Source organism: Agrobacterium sp. DSM 25558 (assembly GCF_900100825.1).
Classification (GTDB): Bacteria; Pseudomonadota; Alphaproteobacteria; order Rhizobiales; family Rhizobiaceae; genus Agrobacterium.
The window spans coordinates 46779-64269 of the sequence record NZ_FMUD01000014.1 but is presented as its reverse complement, the minus strand read 5'-3'; the positions used below and the strand labels follow the sequence as shown (position 1 = coordinate 64269).

General features: G+C 54.6%; 17 protein-coding genes, 1 tRNA gene, 1 pseudogene and 1 riboswitch. Of the genes and pseudogenes, 16 read left to right on the top strand and 3 right to left on the bottom strand.

Going from position 1 to position 17491, the window contains the following annotated elements:
• Window positions 1–258 precede the first annotated feature (258 nt).
• From DSM25558_RS13595 to DSM25558_RS13585, 3 genes are all read left to right on the top strand, one after another.
• Window positions 259–468, top strand: coding sequence for a cold-shock protein (locus DSM25558_RS13595; RefSeq protein WP_067648892.1), 210 nt, complete (start codon window positions 259–261; stop codon window positions 466–468).
• 230 nt (window positions 469–698) lie between these two features.
• A complete protein-coding gene (locus DSM25558_RS13590) occupies window positions 699–920 on the top strand; it encodes a hypothetical protein (RefSeq protein WP_077105301.1) in 222 nt (73 codons plus the stop codon).
• Between the two features lie 37 nt (window positions 921–957).
• A complete protein-coding gene (locus DSM25558_RS13585) occupies window positions 958–1347 on the top strand; it encodes a DUF6481 family protein (RefSeq protein WP_077105300.1) in 390 nt (129 codons plus the stop codon).
• Window positions 1348–2029: 682 nt separating this feature from the next.
• Here the strand turns inward: DSM25558_RS13585 and DSM25558_RS13575 are convergent.
• Window positions 2030–2563 carry a GcrA family cell cycle regulator gene (locus DSM25558_RS13575; RefSeq protein WP_077105298.1) on the bottom strand — a complete coding sequence of 178 codons (534 nt, stop codon included), beginning with the start codon at window positions 2561–2563 and terminating at the stop codon, window positions 2030–2032.
• Between the two features lie 433 nt (window positions 2564–2996).
• On the opposite strand from DSM25558_RS13575, the gene DSM25558_RS13570 reads away from it, so the two are divergent.
• The 3 genes from DSM25558_RS13570 (at window position 2997) to DSM25558_RS13560 (ending at window position 6433) form a co-directional block, all read left to right on the top strand.
• Window positions 2997–4193 (top strand): aspartate aminotransferase family protein, encoded by a 1197-nt coding sequence (locus tag DSM25558_RS13570; RefSeq protein ID WP_077105297.1) that lies wholly within the window; start codon window positions 2997–2999, stop codon window positions 4191–4193.
• Between the two features lie 57 nt (window positions 4194–4250).
• A complete protein-coding gene (gene argF / locus DSM25558_RS13565) occupies window positions 4251–5168 on the top strand; it encodes an ornithine carbamoyltransferase (RefSeq protein ID WP_077105296.1) in 918 nt (305 codons plus the stop codon).
• Between the two features lie 272 nt (window positions 5169–5440).
• On the top strand, window positions 5441–6433 hold the full coding sequence (locus DSM25558_RS13560) for an Hsp33 family molecular chaperone (RefSeq protein WP_077105359.1): 993 nt from the start codon (window positions 5441–5443) through the stop codon (window positions 6431–6433).
• Window positions 6434–6464: 31 nt separating this feature from the next.
• Here the strand turns inward: DSM25558_RS13560 and apaG are convergent, their stop codons facing one another.
• Both apaG and DSM25558_RS13550 read right to left on the bottom strand, forming a co-directional pair.
• Window positions 6465–6857 carry a Co2+/Mg2+ efflux protein ApaG gene (gene apaG / locus DSM25558_RS13555; protein WP_077105295.1) on the bottom strand — a complete coding sequence of 131 codons (393 nt, stop codon included), beginning with the start codon at window positions 6855–6857 and terminating at the stop codon, window positions 6465–6467.
• Between the two features lie 208 nt (window positions 6858–7065).
• On the bottom strand, window positions 7066–8250 hold the full coding sequence (locus DSM25558_RS13550; RefSeq protein WP_077105294.1) for an O-succinylhomoserine sulfhydrylase: 1185 nt from the start codon (window positions 8248–8250) through the stop codon (window positions 7066–7068).
• 45 nt (window positions 8251–8295) lie between these two features.
• Window positions 8296–8374: riboswitch (SAM riboswitch) on the bottom strand.
• Window positions 8375–8449: 75 nt separating this feature from the next.
• On the opposite strand from DSM25558_RS13550, the gene DSM25558_RS13545 reads away from it, so the two are divergent.
• From DSM25558_RS13545 to DSM25558_RS13500, 10 genes and pseudogenes are all read left to right on the top strand, one after another.
• Complete coding sequence (locus tag DSM25558_RS13545; protein ID WP_077105293.1) at window positions 8450–9547, top strand: 2'-deoxycytidine 5'-triphosphate deaminase; 1098 nt, start codon at window positions 8450–8452, stop codon at window positions 9545–9547.
• Window positions 9548–9600: 53 nt separating this feature from the next.
• Window positions 9601–9674 (top strand) — tRNA-Gly (locus DSM25558_RS13540).
• Window positions 9675–9837: 163 nt separating this feature from the next.
• The gene (locus tag DSM25558_RS13535; RefSeq protein WP_077105292.1) at window positions 9838–11028 is read left to right on the top strand and encodes a tyrosine-type recombinase/integrase; all 1191 of its coding nucleotides are present in this window, start codon (window positions 9838–9840) and stop codon (window positions 11026–11028) included.
• A pseudogene (locus DSM25558_RS29335) lies at window positions 11027–11461 on the top strand (hypothetical protein); the annotation flags it as partial. The gene DSM25558_RS13535 and the pseudogene DSM25558_RS29335, both read left to right, overlap by 2 nt.
• Window positions 11462–11568: 107 nt before the next feature.
• Window positions 11569–12786, top strand: a complete 1218-nt coding sequence (locus DSM25558_RS13525; protein WP_077105291.1) for a glycosyltransferase family protein — start codon at window positions 11569–11571, stop codon at window positions 12784–12786.
• Window positions 12787–12957: 171 nt separating this feature from the next.
• Complete coding sequence (locus DSM25558_RS13520; RefSeq protein ID WP_077105290.1) at window positions 12958–13422, top strand: cupin domain-containing protein; 465 nt, start codon at window positions 12958–12960, stop codon at window positions 13420–13422.
• Window positions 13349–14539 carry a DegT/DnrJ/EryC1/StrS family aminotransferase gene (locus tag DSM25558_RS13515; protein WP_244554191.1) on the top strand — a complete coding sequence of 397 codons (1191 nt, stop codon included), beginning with the start codon at window positions 13349–13351 and terminating at the stop codon, window positions 14537–14539. The genes DSM25558_RS13520 and DSM25558_RS13515 overlap by 74 nt, the downstream gene beginning before the upstream one ends.
• Complete coding sequence (locus tag DSM25558_RS13510; protein ID WP_077105288.1) at window positions 14536–15309, top strand: class I SAM-dependent DNA methyltransferase; 774 nt, start codon at window positions 14536–14538, stop codon at window positions 15307–15309. The genes DSM25558_RS13515 and DSM25558_RS13510 overlap by 4 nt, the downstream gene beginning before the upstream one ends.
• A 5-nt stretch (window positions 15310–15314) precedes the next feature.
• Window positions 15315–16532, top strand: coding sequence for a glycosyltransferase family 4 protein (locus DSM25558_RS13505; RefSeq protein ID WP_244554193.1), 1218 nt, complete (start codon window positions 15315–15317; stop codon window positions 16530–16532).
• A gap of 175 nt (window positions 16533–16707) precedes the next feature.
• Window positions 16708–17481 carry an FkbM family methyltransferase gene (locus DSM25558_RS13500; RefSeq protein ID WP_083716449.1) on the top strand — a complete coding sequence of 258 codons (774 nt, stop codon included), beginning with the start codon at window positions 16708–16710 and terminating at the stop codon, window positions 17479–17481.
• Window positions 17482–17491: the final 10 nt, after the last annotated feature.

Here is a 17491-nt window from a genome sequence, read left to right as displayed (position 1 = left end):
AAAGCCCTTTCGGGTCGGGCTTTTGGGATCGATATGAAAAGCCCGTCAAACCCTAAATTGAAAATTTCGGAATTATAGGTTTGACTATAGGGCGATAACCGTCTATCAATGGCTCATCGATCTTTTGCTTGCTGAGCTTTGGTTACCGCGCGATTAGCACCGCGCTTTGAACTAACCCTTCCTTTCAAAAAAATCGCTGTACTCGCACGTAGGGCTTCTGTCCTGCGATCTATAACATATGCTTTGAAAGGGTTCATTATGACCACAGGCACAGTAAAATGGTTTAACTCCACCAAGGGCTTCGGCTTCATTCAGCCTGACAACGGCGGCACAGACGCATTCGTACACATCTCCGCTGTAGAGCGTGCAGGTATGCGCGAAATCGTTGAAGGCCAGAAGTTGAGCTACGACCTTGAGCGCGACAACAAGTCGGGCAAAATGTCTGCTTGCAACCTGCAGGCTGTATAATACGGAATCTGCTTTCCATTGACCACGGATGTACTGGCACTGTTGAAAGCATGAGACCAATCGAGGTCAGGCAGGTTGCCTGGCCTTTTTTTGTGCCGCTCGGCGGCCAAGCGCTTGAAGGTATTGCATCGTCGAGATGCACGAATACGCTTCAGGGACTAAATCTGCGTATCGTTCTTTTTAAAAAATCGATTCCGATTTTCAGTGCGATGCGGTAAGAAGGGAAATCCATGTCTGACGCTCACAGCAAATCTCGCAAGCAGGCTGAAATCGCCTTCGGTGCCACGCAATCGCAGTTTTTTGCGCGCGGCCGTGCCGTTGATGAACTCAACTCCATTGCCCAGGCTCGCGACGAAAAGACCATCCGGTTGCGCGAAGCGCGGCTTGCGAAAGAACTGGACGACAGCATGAAGCCCGCAATCATCCCAACGAAACGCGCCAAAAAATCCTGACCCCCGGTCGGCGTGACGCATCAACTGGAATAGAGATTTGAGAAACACTAGAAATATCAAGAACAACGAAGTTTCCGAACGTCGCGGCGCTGCCGCGGAAGCCAAGGCCGCTCTGTTGAAGGCCTATCGCGAAGCCAAGGAAGCTGCCGCACCGACGCTCGAAGCAAAGCAGGCGGAGCAGATTGCTGTTGCCGAAGCACGCAGAGCGCGTCAGGCTGAACGAGACGCGCAGAAGCGCGAGGAAAAACGTCGCCTTGAGGCAGAGGCCGCAGAACGCGAAGCCGAGCTTGCAGCTGCAGCAAACGCTGAAGAAGACGCCCGCAAGGCGGCTGAAAAAAATCGTATCGCCCGCGTCGTTGAAGACGAAGCGGCCCGCAAGGCAGAACGCGACCGTCGTTACGCCAACCGCAAGGCCCGCCAGGGCTGAAGCATTCACCCGGGATCCAGCAGCCGTTCATGCGAAGGGCTGCGATCCGGCGGGTTGGATCATCTCATCGCCGTGCTGCTGAAGCACGTTGCGCCCTGCGGCTTATGCCGCAGGCAGGCCTTGCACCTTGCAGAAATCGTCGAGGACGTTTCCAACGAAATGCCTCTCCATCTGCCGTGACATTCTCTCACAAAATATAATAGCTATGTGACTGTGAGACACAGTGCTGGATGGATGACATGAATACATGGCGTCGGAAGGCTATCGAGGCCGCACCCGATATCCGTAAACATATTGAGCAGGCTTGGTCGCCGATGGCGGCGTGGATAGAGCTGCGCGTGTTGTTTGAAGACTCTGTGAAAAGCGGAGACACAGAAAACCCCGACTTATCCTGGATTACGCACGCTATTGTCTCGCAGCACCGCATAACGAGATCAACACTGCCGTCACCGTCGGCTTTATCGAGCATTTGGCTGAAGACGACGAGGTGCGAAGCCGCCTGCCGGAGCTTATCACGGCGCAAGACGTGCACGAGTGGCGTGATATCTTGGCTTATCACAGAGATAGCGGGGTCATTGATGCGCTGAGCAAAGCTTGCCTGCGCCATCAAAAGCACACGGCAAATTCCAGGCATTAAAAAAGCGGGCCAATGACCCGCTCTCCTCTTAAAATGTTGTAATCTTTAGGCTCTACGGCGTTCGCTGACAGGCTGGTAGGCCATCTTCGCGTGGAATTTGCAGTAAGGCGAGGACTCGTGGGATTCGCAGCCGCAGAAGTGGAAGTCGTCCTTCAGCGGGTCGCCGACCGGCCATTTGCAGGTGCGTTCGGTCAATTCGGTCAGCGTCAGGCGAAGAGATGTCGGCAGCGATGCGTTGCTGACGGGAACATATTCCAGAACCTGGGCCGTATTGACGCCCATCTCGTCCTTCAGTGCCGTTGCGCCTGCGGTGCGGATGGTCGGACGGGCCGCAGCGGGGCGCGCCTGGAAGTTCGTTGCGCGCGGTGCGGCGGCAGCGGCTGCGGGACGCTTGGCGGCGGGACGTGTCGTTGCAACCGTGCCGCCGGCTTTCGCCCGGCCCGGCAGGTTCAAGCGGTGCACTTTACCGATGACGGCGTTGCGGCTGACACCGCCGAGTTGCGCTGCGATTTGGCTGGCGCTCAGTCCTTCGGACCACAGGCGCTTCAGTCTTTCGACTCGTTCATCAGTCCAGTTCATACCGCTTCTCCGCTCGTCGCGCAGGCAGAATCCTGCTCTATGCCATGGAGCAAACCACGCGCAGAGCATCCGCCAGATTTTAGGTGACTAGTTCCGCCGCTTGCGTTCTAGTAATTGAGAGTTAACCTAATCGTCGGCAGACTCCGTGACAAGAGTCGGGAGAATCATCTGGAATCGATTTTCCGGTTTTCCCCAACTTGCTTCATCCGTGAGTCAGAAAAGCAACACCTTGTGGGTGCCAAATTCGGCTCTACCATGGCTTGAGAAGGCCGCAATAGGCGGACATTTGTTGACATCGGCAGGGGAAGTGACAATAGTGCGCGCGACGTACAAGAATACCCCAAGCCGCCGCGAGGCGGCATTTTTGATTTTCAGGCACGGGATGACCGATAAGCCCTATTGATAGCGCTTTTGCGCAGGGAGTGCTGCAGCCATGGCCGACACCACGCCATTGTTCGATACGTTTTCCAGAGCCCCTTTGCGCTTCGAGCGCGGCGAGGGCGTGTGGCTCGTGACCGAGAGCGGCGAGCGATATCTGGATTTCGGCGCGGGCGTCGCGGTCACGTCGGTCGGTCACAGCCATCCGCATATGGTGGATGCGCTGAAGGGGCAGGCCGAGAAGGTCTGGCACCTGTCCAATCTTTATGAGGTTCCGGGCCAGGAAACATTGGCCAAGCGGCTGACGGATGCAACTTTTGCGGACAAGGTCTTCTTCACCAATTCGGGTGCAGAGGCGCTGGAATGCGCAATCAAGACCGCGCGTCGTTACCATTATACCCACGGTAATCCCGAGAAGTTCCGCATCATCACCTTCGAAGGTGCGTTCCACGGGCGCACATTGGCGACCATCGCCGCCGGCGGTCAGCCGAAATACATCGAAGGTTTCGGCCCGAAGGTCGAAGGCTTCGATCAGGTGCCGTTCAACGATCTGGAAGCGCTGAAAGCAGCGATCGTTCCGGAAACCGCGGCGTTGCTGATCGAGCCTATTCAGGGTGAGGGCGGCGTTCGTCCCGTTGCGCCGGAGTTTCTGCGGGAATTGCGCGCACTGTGCGAAGAGCACGGCCTGTTGCTGATCTTTGACGAAGTGCAGACGGGTGTCGGCCGCACAGGCAAGTTCTTTGCCTATGAGTGGTCGGGCGTCACGCCGGATATCATGGCTATTGCCAAGGGCATCGGCGGTGGCTTCCCGTTCGGTGCCTGCCTTGCTACGGCAGAGGCGGCATCCGGCATGACGGCTGGCGTTCACGGCACGACCTATGGCGGCAATCCGCTGGCCATGGCCTGCGGTAACGCCGTGCTGGATATCGTTCTGGCTGATGGCTTTCTCCAGCAGGTGCGCGATGTCACGCTGGTGTTCCGCCAGGGACTTGCCTCGCTGAAGGATCGCTATCCCGATGTGATCGAGGAAATTCGCGGCGAGGGGCTGCTGATCGGCGTCAAGGCGAAGGTTCCGTCGTCTGATCTGCTGCATGCCATCCGCGCCGAGCATCTTCTGGGTGTCCCCGCAGGCGATAACGTCATCCGTTTGCTGCCGCCTCTGGTCGTGACGGTGGAAGAGGCGCGCGAAGGCTTGGCACGACTTGAACGCGCTGCGGATGCACTCACCACGAAAATGGCAAAAAGCGCTTAAACGCGCACTGTTCAGGCAAGCGCGTGGCGCGGCCTGCATTGATGGGACTTTATTGAAATGGCATCAGCAAAGCATTTTCTAGACCTTTCGGCCGTCGGTTCGGAAGACCTGCGGGTTATTATGGATGACGCCCGCACGCGCAAAATCGCGACCAAGAACGGAACGGCGGAAAAGCCTCTGGCCGGCAAGATGCTGGCCATGATTTTCGAAAAGCCCTCCACGCGTACCCGTGTCTCCTTCGATGTCGGCATGCGCCAGCTGGGCGGCGAGACGCTGTTCCTGTCCGGTACGGAAATGCAGCTCGGCCGCGCCGAAACCATCGGCGATACAGCAAAGGTTCTGTCGCGTTACGTGGACGCGATCATGATCCGCACCACCGACCATTCTCGCCTGCTGGAGCTTGCCGAACACGCGACTGTGCCTGTGATCAATGGTCTGACGGATGATACGCATCCCTGCCAGATCATGGCTGATATCCTGACCTTCGAAGAGCATCGCGGCCCGATCAAGGGCAAGACCATTGCCTGGACGGGTGATGGTAACAACGTGCTGCATTCGCTGGTCGAGGGCTCGGCGCGCTTCGGTTACCGCATGAACATGGCGGTGCCGATGGGGTCTGAGCCGCATGATCGGTTCATGAACTGGGCGCGCAACAATGGCGGCGAGGTCATGCTGTATCACGATGCGGAACGTGCCGTCGAAGGTGCCGATTGTGTCGTAACGGATACTTGGGTATCCATGAACCAGGAGCACAAGGCACGTGGCCACAACGTCTTTCAGCCCTACCAGGTCAATGCCGGCTTGATGGGCAAGGCGAACAAGGACGCGCTGTTCATGCACTGCCTGCCGGCGCATCGCGGAGAAGAGGTGACGGATGAGGTCATCGATGGCCCGCAATCCGTTGTCTTTGACGAAGCGGAAAACCGTTTGCATGCGCAAAAAGCCATCATCGCCTGGTGCATGGGCGTTATCTGATTTGACAAACGCTATCGAGGCGATGCGCCGTGCCGGGATGCTTGAATTTCCGGCATGGCTTCCCATCTGTAGCCCAAGTCGATGCTGCCAGATTTCGTGACGGCGGCTTTTCATCAATTGTTCGCCGCAATACCCGCCCGGACGTGGTTCCGTTTTCCGCTCCGCCGGTTTATCTATGCGAGAACGAATATCAGGCCCGTTGATCGATGCTGCTTGCGGTGTCGATTGTCTGGTGCGGCTGCGCGCCAGACGGGCATCAAGGAGTTTATGACATGGCAGATGTGACGGTAGATCTGGACACTCTAGAATTTGCAGGCGACGACAAGGTCATTCCCTTTCAGGTGGAAGGGCTGGATGTGCGCGGCCGCGCCGTGCAGGTCGGACCGCTTTTGAACTCCATTCTGGAACGGCATGAATATCCGCCGGTCGTCGCCCGTCTTCTGGCGGAAGCTGTGGTCCTGACAGCGTTGATCGGCACGTCGCTGAAATTCTCCGGTAAGTTGACGCTTCAGACCAAGAGCGATGGCCCTGTGGATCTGCTGGTCGCGGATTTCACCGCCCCTGAAAACATGCGTGCCTATGCCCGGTTCGATGAAGAGCGTCTTGCGGAAGCAACAACTGCCGGCAATACCTCGCCAGAGCAGCTTCTCGGTGCTGGTATCCTCGCCTTCACCATCGATCAGGGCGTCGGAATGCAGCCCTATCAGGGCATCGTCCCGCTGGACGGCTCTACGCTGGAAGAGATCGCAGGCGTCTATTTCCGCCAGTCGGAGCAACTACCAACGCGGGTAAGGCTTGGCGTTGCCGAACTGTTTGATCGGGATGAGGAAGGCAAGCCACGCCACGGCTGGCGTGCCGGTGGGCTTATTGCGCAGTTTCTGCCACAGGCACCGGAGCGCCTTCGCCAACGGGACTTGCACGGCGGTGATGGTGACGGGGGTAATGTCGACTATGCGGATGACGACGCATGGAACGAAGCCGTGGCCTTGGTCGATACCGTCGATACGGATGAACTGACCGATCCGCAGGTGCCGTCCGAAAAGCTGCTCTACCGTCTGTTCCACGAACAGGGCGTGCGGGTCTACGAACCGCAGTTGATCTTGGACCGCTGCAATTGCTCACGTGATAAGATCAAAGGCGTATTATCGGGCTTTTCCGCCGATGAAATCCGCGACAGCCAGGAGGACGGCGTCATTTCCGTGACTTGCGAATTCTGCTCGACGACCTATCACTATCAGGTGGAAGAACTACCAGTCGAAGGGTGATCTCGAGGGCGGGGTAAGATCCCGCCTTTTTTTAGTTCAAAACCCGCATCAGCCCCGGACTATCGAGCGAAAACGCCGGGATCGCCACGGTGAAGACTTCGCCTGTCTCAGCCTGCATCTCATAATGGCCGAACATCAGGCCCGAGGGCGTGTCCAGCGGGCAGCCGGAGGAATATTCGTAGGTGTCACCGGGCTTGAGATGCGGCTGTTCGCCAATCACGCCGGGGCCGGAGACTTCGTCCACCTGGCCGTTTTCATCGGTGATATGCCAGTAGCGATTGACCAGCGTTACGGCCAGATCGGAATTGTTGGAGATCACAACCGTATAGCCCCAGACGTACCGGCTATCGTCCGGGTCGGACTGCTCGTCAAGATAATAGGGGTCGACTGTGACCTCGATATCTCTTGTCAGTGCACGGTACATTCACGGGACCCTAAGTAATTGCTTCTCTTGGCACTCTACACCAAAGGCGCGGTATATCGTCAATAAAATGCGGGCATATTAGAGGCCGTTCACAGAACTTTGCGCATTTCGCAAAGGGGACGGTAACTCTGGTTTCATGAACCCGGAATTAACATTGCGGCGGGGACGTTGAATGTGGCCCGCGATTGACCGGGCCACATTACGTTCATCAGGCTGAGACCTTTGCCAGTGCCGCAGCAAAATCTTCCAGCAGGTCGTCGGTATCTTCGATGCCGCAGGACAGCCGAAGCGTACCGCCGGAAATGCCCAGCTCCGCGCGCGCCTCATCTGTCAGGTTCTTGTGCGTCGTCGTGCCCGGATGCGTGATCAGGCTCTTCGCGTCACCGAGATTGTTGGAAATCTTGACGATCTCCAGCGCGTTTTGCAGCTTGAATGCCGCTTCCTTGCCGCCCTTCAGTTCAAAGCACACCAGCGTGGAGCCGCCGGTCATCTGCTTGGCGATGATATCGGCCTGCGGATGGTCGGCGCGGCCTGGATAGATCACCTTGGCAATCTTGCTCTGGTCCGCCAGGAAATCGGCGATCTTGGCGGCATTGGCCGTCTGCTGGCGCACGCGCAGCGGCAACGTCTCGATGCCTTTCAGCAAGGTCCATGCGTTGAACGGCGACATGGCCGGGCCTGTGTGGCGGAAATAGTCCTGAAGTTCTTCCTCGATCCACTTTTTGTCCGAGAGAACGACGCCGCCCAGGCAGCGTCCCTGGCCATCGATATGCTTGGTTGCGGAGTAGACGACGATATGCGCGCCCAGCTCCAGCGGTTTCTGGAAAAGCGGCGTGGCAAACACGTTATCCACGACGACCTTGGCACCGATCTGGTTGGCAAGCTTCGCAACGCCAGCAATATCGACCACTTCCAGCGTCGGGTTGGTCGGGCTTTCAAGGAAGAACAGCTTGGTGTTGGGCTGAATGGCTTTTTCCCAGTTGGCCAGATCACGACCATCGACCAGCGTGCATTCGATGCCGTATTTCGGGGCCAGCGTCTCGACAACCCAGCGGCAGGAGCCGAACAGGGCGCGGGCGGCAACGATGTGGTCGCCTGCCTTCAACTGGCAAAGAATAGCGGCGCTGACAGCAGCCATGCCGGAGGCCGTGGCGCGGGCGTCTTCTGCACCTTCCAGCAGACACATGCGCTTTTCAAACATGTCGTTGGTCGGGCTTGCATAACGGGCGTAGATAAAGCCTTCCGTCTCACCCTTGAAGCGCGCCTCGGCGGCCTCAGACGTGTCATAGACGAAGCCCTGTGTGAGATAGATCGCCTCAGACGTCTCGCCATAAGCGGAACGCAGTGTGCCGCCGTGTACCAGCTGTGTTGCCGGGCGCCATTTCTTGCTCATGTCATCACCTTACAAACAAAAAAACCGGTCGCAAAAGCAGACCGGTTACAAGCGCACCCGGTCTTTTTAGCCACTTATTTAACGTGGCTGCAAGCCGACCGGCCAAATCACCACGGGATAAGAGTGCCTTAACTCCGTTAACGACTTGCGTCAATGCCCTGCTTTTGGTTTTGTCGCCGTGAAAAGGGATGATGAAAAGATGACGAGAACGACAGGCATATTGGCGGATGGCGCTATCCGGGAACTGTTTCGCTCTGGACAGCTGAAGAGCGAGCGTGCGCTAGATGCCGACCAGGTCCAGCCCGCCAGCCTCGATCTGCGTCTGGGTGTCAAGGCTTACCGCGTGCGCGCCAGCTTCATGCCCGGCCCGTCCACCAAAGTCATCGAAAAACTCACGCGCCTCAGCTTGCATGAAATCGATCTCAGCGAAGGTGCGGTTCTCGAAACCGGCTGTGTCTACATCGTACCCTTGATGGAAGCACTCGCCCTCCCAGCTGATATGTCGGCCTCCGCCAACCCGAAAAGCTCGACGGGCCGCCTCGACATCTTCACCCGCGTCATCACCGACAATGCGCAGGAATTCGACAAGATACCGGCAGGCTATAACGGCCCGCTCTATCTCGAAATCAGCCCGCGCACCTTCCCCATCGTCGTGCGTCAGGGTTCGCGCCTGTCGCAAATCCGCTTTCGTATCGGCCATTCCGTGCTTGCCGATGCGGAGTTGCTAGCTTTGCACGAAGCCGAAACGCTGGTCGCCAGCGAAACGCCCAACGTCTCCGGGGGCGGTATCGCGCTATCGATCGACCTTCAGGGTTTCGGCGAGAAGGGCCTGATCGGCTATCGTGGCAAGCATCACACGGCAGTGGTCGATGTCGACCAGAAAGCCGCCCACGATGTGCTGGATTTCTGGGAACCGATCTACGCCCGTGGTCGCGCCGAGCTCATTCTCGACCCGGATGAGTTCTACATCCTCGTCTCGCAGGAAGCGGTCCACGTTCCCCCGCTTTACGCGGCCGAAATGACACCTTACGATCCACTCGTCGGCGAATTCCGCGTCCACTATGCCGGCTTCTTCGACCCCGGCTTCGGCCACGCCAGCGCTGGCGGCACAGGCAGCCGCGCCGTCCTGGAAGTCAGAAGCCACGAAGTCCCCTTCATCTTGGAACACGGCCAGATCGTCGGCCGCCTGGTCTATGAGCACATGCTGACCAAGCCCGAAGGTCTCTACGGAAGCGGACTGGGCTCCAACTATCAAGCGCAGGGCCTGAAACTCTCCAAACACTTCCGCAGCGAATAATCCCGCCCACCAAGCTTGACAGCCTACCGGAACTATCAGACCTTCAACCCTGCGCGGGTGTAGCTCAATGGCAGAGCAGCAGCTTCCCAAGCTGAATACGAGGGTTCGATTCCCTTCACCCGCTCCAGCTACTTTTCCAACAAGAACAAAGACGTCCAACAATCGTTGATTTTTCAGCATTTTCGCCTCGCGCGCGCGTAACAACGTGCAACGGCATGTAGTGACATCCGGCAATTTTGTCGGTAAAAATTACGGTATTCGTCATCGTGGTGGAAAGCCGATACCGTAAAATGGCACTGACAGACATTCAGGTTAAAAACGCTAAAGCTGACAGCAAACCGCGCAAGCTATCTGATGAAAAAGGGCTTTACCTCTACATATCGGTTGCCGGCGGCAAGTCTTGGCGCTTCGATTACGACTTCTTCGGTAAGCGAAAAACGCTCACAATCGGTGGCTACCCGACAGTAGGTTTGGCGGATGCTCGCCGGTTGCGTGACGAGGCAAAGAAGAAACTATCTGAGGGAATGGACCCGTCACTCGCCAAAAAGCGCGATCAACTTGCAGCCAAGGCAGCTGCTGGAGACACCTTTGGCGTCATTGCGGATGAGTTTATTGAAAAGCTGAAACGCGACAAGCGTGCAGAGCCTACAATCACCAAAAACAAGTGGATGTTGAAGGACCTCGCCGAAAAGCTGGCGCCTTACCCGGTCACCCAGATCACGGCGCGTGACGTTCTTGCGGTGCTGACCACTATCGAAAAGAGCGGGCGAGTGGAGAGTGCGCTGGCTACTCGCGCTGCCATCGGTCGCGTGTTTCGATACGCCATCGCGACAGCGAGGGCAGAGAATGATCCGACGTCGGCGTTACGCGGCGCTCTTCAGCGCCATGTGCCGGTCAGCCATGCCGCATTGACGACGAAGGCTGAGATGGGCGGACTGATGCGTGCGATATATGGCTATGAGGGGTGGCCGTCGTTGGTTGCAGCACTGAAAATCCAAGCGTTATGTTTTGCCCGTCCCGGCGAAACACGGTCGATGGAATGGACCGAACTCGATTTTGATAACTCGGTATGGACGATCCCGGCTGAGAAGACAAAAATGCGCAAAGAGCATCATGTGCCTCTTTCCCGACAGGCGCTCGAAATCATCAAGGTTATGAAGGGGCTTTTCGGCGACAAGCCTCATGCTTTCCCCTCGATGATGTCCGGCAAGAAAATTTTGTCTGAAAACTCAATGAATTCGGCGCTACGGCGTATGGGGGTTACTGAAAGCCAGCATACCGCTCATGGCTTTCGATCATCCGCAAGCAGCATTCTGAATGAGTCTGGTGAGTTCAGCGCGGACGCAATTGAGGCTCAGCTTGCGCACGTCGATACGCGAGCGGTCAGGCGTATCTATAATCGTGCTACCTATTGGGATGAGCGAGTGCGCATGATGCAGTGGTGGGCTGATAAGCTAGATGAGGCGCGAGATAAACGATGAGCGCAAATACTACCTGTCCAACTTGCCGACTAACGCCACGTTAAAGTGCTGGCGGCCGCCATCAAGGCGCGATGGGTCTGCGAGCAGGCACATCAGCAGATGAAAGAGGAGCTCGGCCTCTACCACTTCCAAGGCCGATCATGGCAAGGGCTAGATCGGCATGCTCTGATGACGATGATCGCCTATGCTTTCCTCCAGCATCAGAGATTGCAGACTGCAAAGCTGGGAAAAAAAGAAGCGACAAGTACGCAAGGGGGCCGCTTTAGCCCACCTTGCCTGCTATCCGTCGGGCCGTCATCAGCGCACTCACCAGACCCATCAACAATCCGATATCCCCCGCTGCAAGGACAAATTCCACCGCAGAACCAGCTCTGCCAGAGTAGTGCTAGCAAAGTCGTTCAAAAAAATTCAAAGATCCCCAACATGGGAGTGACGTTTTGCGCTTCATAATTGCGCAAATTTATTAAATCGGTTGTATATGTGCTTTGTTTGATCTATCTGTGAAGAAAGGAAATTCAGCAAGAATGATGATTTAAGGCGATGTGTCAGAAACTTCTTGTCGTCGAGCGAAAACTTGTCTCCAATCGCGGGCACCATCATACCCAGATCGCCGCGTTGCGCAGGTGTCTGCCTGATTATCAAATGAGTTTCGTCGCTGGAGAAGACTATGATGGCTTTTTGGGAGTAGCATCGGGAAATCTTTCTTCGAAGTCTGTTGAGCTTGCCAAGTTAAGATCCCGTTTGCACTTTGGCAATGCATTTGAAAGACTGGGGGCGGCATTCAGTGCCGCGAAAAAGAGGCGCATACTCAAATTGCCTCAGTCAGCTTTTGGCGGCAAGTTGGCTGAAATATGCCAGGCTCAGAAACTGGGGCCGCATGATATTTTAATCGTGCCTACAGCAGATCTGTATACGCTCGAGTCGTCGGTCGAGTTGACGTCAATATTAGAAAACAGAGCGCCAAAAGTTTATCTCCGCTTTCTTAGTTCGGAATTGGGAGATCGAAACGATAAAATTCGCTCCCGCTGGCTGAACTCAATCCTCGCAGATTTTCCTAAGAATGTTTTCCTCTTTACTGAGACTGAAGAGCTAGCTGCTTATTTTCGCAGAGAGTTTAAAATGCCTGTCGAATCCGGGGTTTATTTTCCCTGCAGCGTGCAGCCTGAACTGCCGCAAAATCATAACGTTGAACGCAGCAGCAGATTTCGAATTGGTTTTTTTGGAGAACCCCGTTCTGAAAAGGGAAGCGCGCGGATCGCAGGGATTGTCACAGCTCTCGCGGCACGAGCGGAAACGACGCATATCCCCCTGCTGGATTTTGTTATTCAGGGTTCGGCATCGAATTTTGATAAGGGTGGCATTTATGAAGGCTTGCAAAAATTCGAAACAAGTGACGCTGACGTCATTGTATCACGGCAAGATAGCCGTATTTCGCCTCCTGAATTCGATCAGTTGTTTCGTTCGGTCGACGCCATCCTTTTGCCTTACGATAAATCCGTATACGGCCTTCAAGGATCAGGCGTCATTCAAGATGCTGTCCTAGCTTATAAACCTGTCATCTATACGCAGGGGATGTCGATGCTATCTTTTCTCTCCCATGGCAACGGCTTGCCCGCTACTACGGACGAGGAATTTGCTGATGCAATCATACGCGTGGCAACGAACACGTCTAGCTTTCAGGAAGGTACTTTGCGAGCTGCCGAGTATTTCCAAAACGTGCTTGCCACCAACCCCGTCCTACGTTCACTGAACGTATGAGCTTTACATCTAATGATCAACAAGCGACCACAACGCGGACCTTGATTATTTGTTAATCAGAGTCTTGAAATTTAGACGCGCGAAATCTTATGGATCTCGGCGATAGATGCTAGATACGCCGCTGATGTGGAGGTATATGGTTTCGGTGGCCCATCTAAGCTTGGAATAAAAATGATAAAGCGGATAAGTTTTAACGGGGCAGAAATTGCCATCATCATATCGAGCAAGTTTACATCGCCAGGTGTGACGTTCGTTACGGATGACAGTTATTCCCAGCAGCTAGCATATATGAACCGTCCTCAGGACGAATACATCCGCCCTCATTACCACAACTTAAATGAACGAGCGGTTCGTTTTACTCAGGAAGTGCTCGTCATAAAAAGCGGTCGCATGCGTGCGGATTTCTACACATCTGAAAAAGAATATATTGGCTCGGAGGAGCTCGGTGCAGGCGATGTGCTCATGCTTACGTCGGGAGGACACGCCTTTAAGATGCTGGAGCCCGTAGAAATGCTGGAGGTCAAGCAGGGTCCTTATGCCAGGGCCGAAGACAAGACCATATTTGAGGGCGCTTCCGAAGATCAGATCGTTCCTCTTTCGCCCGATCATTTTTCCATCGATCAGACCAACAAGTGAAGCCGCAATGATTCCAGTTAACACACCGTCGTTCAAGGGCCGGGAAGCCGAATATCTTGCCGAATGCATCGAAAGCGGCTGGGTTTCCTCAGAAGGACCGTTCGTCCGCAGATTTGAGAAAGCATTTGCAGAGAGGGTGTCACGCGCGGACGGTGTGGCCGTTGCTAACGGCACATGTGCGCTGGACATTGCGGTCAAGGCCCTCCGCCTTGGTGAAGGCGACGAAGTCATCATTCCAACATTTACCATTATTTCATGCGCTTCGGCTGTCGTTCGTGCTGGTGCAACTCCTGTCGTCGTTGATTGTGATCCGATCACCTGGAACATGACAGCAGAGGCTGTCGAGCGACGGATTACGCCAAAAACGAAGGCAATCATGGTTGTCCATATTTATGGTCTGCCGGTGGATATGGATCCTATCCTCGAGCTTGCCAAACGACATGGGCTGAAGATCATTGAAGACGCCGCCGAAATGCATGGACAGACTTATAAGGGTCGGCCATGCGGTAGCTTCGGGGACATCAGCATATTCAGCTTCTATCCCAACAAACACGTCACAACGGGCGAAGGGGGTATGGTTCTCGCGGACGACCCCGAATTGCTTGAGCGTTCGCGCTCGCTTCGAAATCTCTGCTTCATCGAAACCGAGCGGTTCGTTCACTATGAACTGGGGTGGAATTATCGCATGTCCAACCTGCAAGCAGCCGTTGGGTTGGCTCAGCTCGAACAGTTAGATGACGTTGTGTCTCGCAAGAGATCAATCGGCGCTGCGTATGAACAGCGGCTCGGTGACCTTGAGTGCTTTGAACGGGCTCCCCGCTCCACCAACTATGCCGAAAATATTTACTGGGTCTTCGGACTGGTGATCCGTCCATCGGCAAAAAAGAGCAGGGCCGATATTGTCGCGGCACTTTCCAGCCGCAAGATTGGAACGCGTCCGTTTTTTTGGCCGATGCATCGCCAGCCTGTGTTTGAAAAAATGGGACTGTTTCTTGGCGAAAGTCATCCCGTGTCGGAGTATATTGGCACAAACGGCTTCTATCTTCCAAGTGGGCTTGGCCTTTCTGATGCGAATATCGATGAGGTTTCCGGCGCAGTGAGAGATATCGTTTTATGAGCGTATTCGCGAATTACGCCGAGATTTACGATACGCTCAACGCGACAAAAGACTACGGAGAAGAAGCCAGGTTTATCAATCGGTTATTGCGTGAAATCGCTCCGGAAGCACGCACTTTGATCAATTTCGGATGCGGCACTGGTCAACATGATCTGGCCCTGGCCGAACTCGGTTTCGAAACTCTCGGAGTGGAGCTGAGTGAGCACATGCTCGGCCAGGCACAGGCCAGAATTCCCCAAACCGGTATGCTGGCGGGGAAAACACGTTTTAAGCAGGGTGATTTCCGTACTTTCGATGCCGGACAATCGTTCAATGCGGTCGTTTCACTATTTCACGTCATGAGCTATCAAATCAGCGATGCCGATGTCGCATCGGCTTTTGCGACAATGAGCAAGCATATGACGAAGGGATCTGTCGCTCTTTTCGATCTCTGGCATGGGCCAGCGGTAGACCACGTCCGCCCAGAAACGCGGGTCCGCCGGGCCGAGAACAGCAATTTCAAGATTCTCCGAGTTGCCGAACCCCAACATGGCCACGGAGCGCATGTCGTCATTGTCAACTTCACCTTCTTCATCGAAGACAAGAAGACAGGTACCATCTCAAGCTTCGAAGAACGGCATCCCATGCGCTATTTCTTTCCCGGCGAGATTGAGGCACACATCCAAAACGCAGGTCTAACGCTGAAAGACACCGGGGAATGGCTGACACGCAATCCGCCTTCGGAAAACACATGGGGTGTTTACTATCTCCTTGAGAAGACAGAGCCTTGACCATTGTGACGGAGAATGCAGCGGCTAAGCCTCAGCTCAAACTGGCGGTTATTCTGGAAAAAAAGATATCTGTCGGCGGCGGATTCAACCAGTCGATCAATGCTGCAATGCAGATGTTGCAGATCGGACAGGACAGCTTTGCGGTTGAAATATATACAACTATAGAGAGTAATATCCCGACACTTGCTGCATACGGTCTGGAAGTAAAGCTCTTCGTCAAGCAGAAGCGCAAGCTTCTCAAGAAGATCGCACAATCCCTGAAATCCGCCCGTAAGCGAAGCGAAGAGGTTACGGAATTCGAAGCTGAGATCAGGCGGCAGGGAATTGATCTCGTCTATTTCACTGCACCGAGTGGATACGCACTTGATCTCCAGACGACACCCTACATCTTCACCATCTGGGATTTGTGTCATCTTGAACACCCTGAGTTTCCCGAGGTAACGGAGAAGCGTGAGTTTGAGAAGCGTGAGGCACTCTATTCACGCGCGATCGTCAAAGCAGTCGTTACATTGACTGATGGTCACCACACCACCGAATTGGCGTCACGGCGCTACGGCGTCGAGAGTAATCGTTTCATCGAGATGCCCTTTTCTCCAGCGCCGTTCCTGCAAAACGACAAGTCTGGATCAGATGAAGTCGCGCAAATTTTGGAGCGATATCGTCTTTCCGCTGGCTACCTGTTTTATCCTGCCCAGTTCTGGGCACACAAAAATCATATCCGGCTGTTGGAAGCATGCGCGCTTCTGGCAGAACGTGATGGCGTGGCACCGACCGTCGTGCTGGCTGGTGGTGATCAGGGTTACGCGGGCGAGGTAAAGCGAATTGCGGAGCGGCTTGGGGTTTCGCACACCACGCATTTCCTTGGCTTTGTTCCAACTGAAGATATGAGCCTTCTTTATCAGGGTGCAAAAGCGCTGGTGATGCCAAGTTATTTCGGCCCGTCCAATCTTCCTCCAATGGAGGCATGGGCGCTTGGGAAACCGGTGCTTTATCCTCAGCAATTTGCTGACTTCGTGGGCGACGCCGCGCTCCTTTTCGATCCCGATGACGTGCAATCACTTGTGAACTGCATCGAACGGCTTAAATGCGAAGTCAACGAAGACCCGTGGAAGCAACTTGGCCAAGCTCGTCTGGAGTATTTTTCCAGCGAAAGAAATCTGGCAGAGAAGAGTCTAAAATTGTTGCTTGCTCGCTTGGCTTCAAGGCTGCCCCGCCGAGCTTAGCGATGTAGAAACAACGCCTGATCGTTCATCAACGGACTGCCCATACTCTTATACTGATGGAAGCGTGTCAGCCTTTTTGCGTTTCTTTGCAGATTTCAAGCGCCTTTCGGCGATTGCTTTCTAAGTGAGAATATGCAAGTCCAAACTCCACTCCAACGAAGCGGAATTAGGCTGAATGGTCAGGATTTTACCTCGGAAACTGCGTCGATCGCTCAGTACTATGAAACATGTGGCTAGTCACGTGGGGTGGCGGGCCGCGATATTACAAGCTGTACTACCTAAAAATCGCTATTACAGCGCGAGTGTTGATGATGTTAAACTCACGCTTCGAGCTCGTTCACCCGATTTGCAGGTCGCAATAGAGTGTCTGCACAATGAATATAACTTTTTATCAGATTACTTAGACGACAAGTATGACATGATCACCATAGACGCAGGGGGGTACATAGGTACCGCTGCGATAGCTCTGTCTAGGAAATTACCACGTTCTAGGATCATCACCATCGAGCCTGCGTCCGAAAACTTGGATATCCTTCTCAAAAATGTTTCCTCTTTTGAAAATATTGAAGTCCGGCGCGCTGCTCTGACGGGGAGGACGAAAAATCACGTATCGCTCAGAAATCGCAAAACAGGACAATGGGGTTTCACGATTGTCGCCGAACCCGAAGACCATAGTCAAGCGAAAGAGATTGAGAGCGTCCCAAGCATATCGATTGACAAACTTCTTAGCGGCCTTGACCAGAAAGTCGGGTTTCTGAAGCTGGATATAGAGGGTGGAGAGAAAGAACTTTTCGAAAGTGGCTCCACTGCGCTATCTGCTATCCCTTTCATATTTGTCGAATTACACGATCATATTATTAGTGGCTGTAGCGAGGCATTTTTCAATTTTTCCTTGAGTCGGCAAGTTATTAGATTTTCTGGAGAGAAGTACCTGTCAATCAGGCTGTGATCGGAGCACT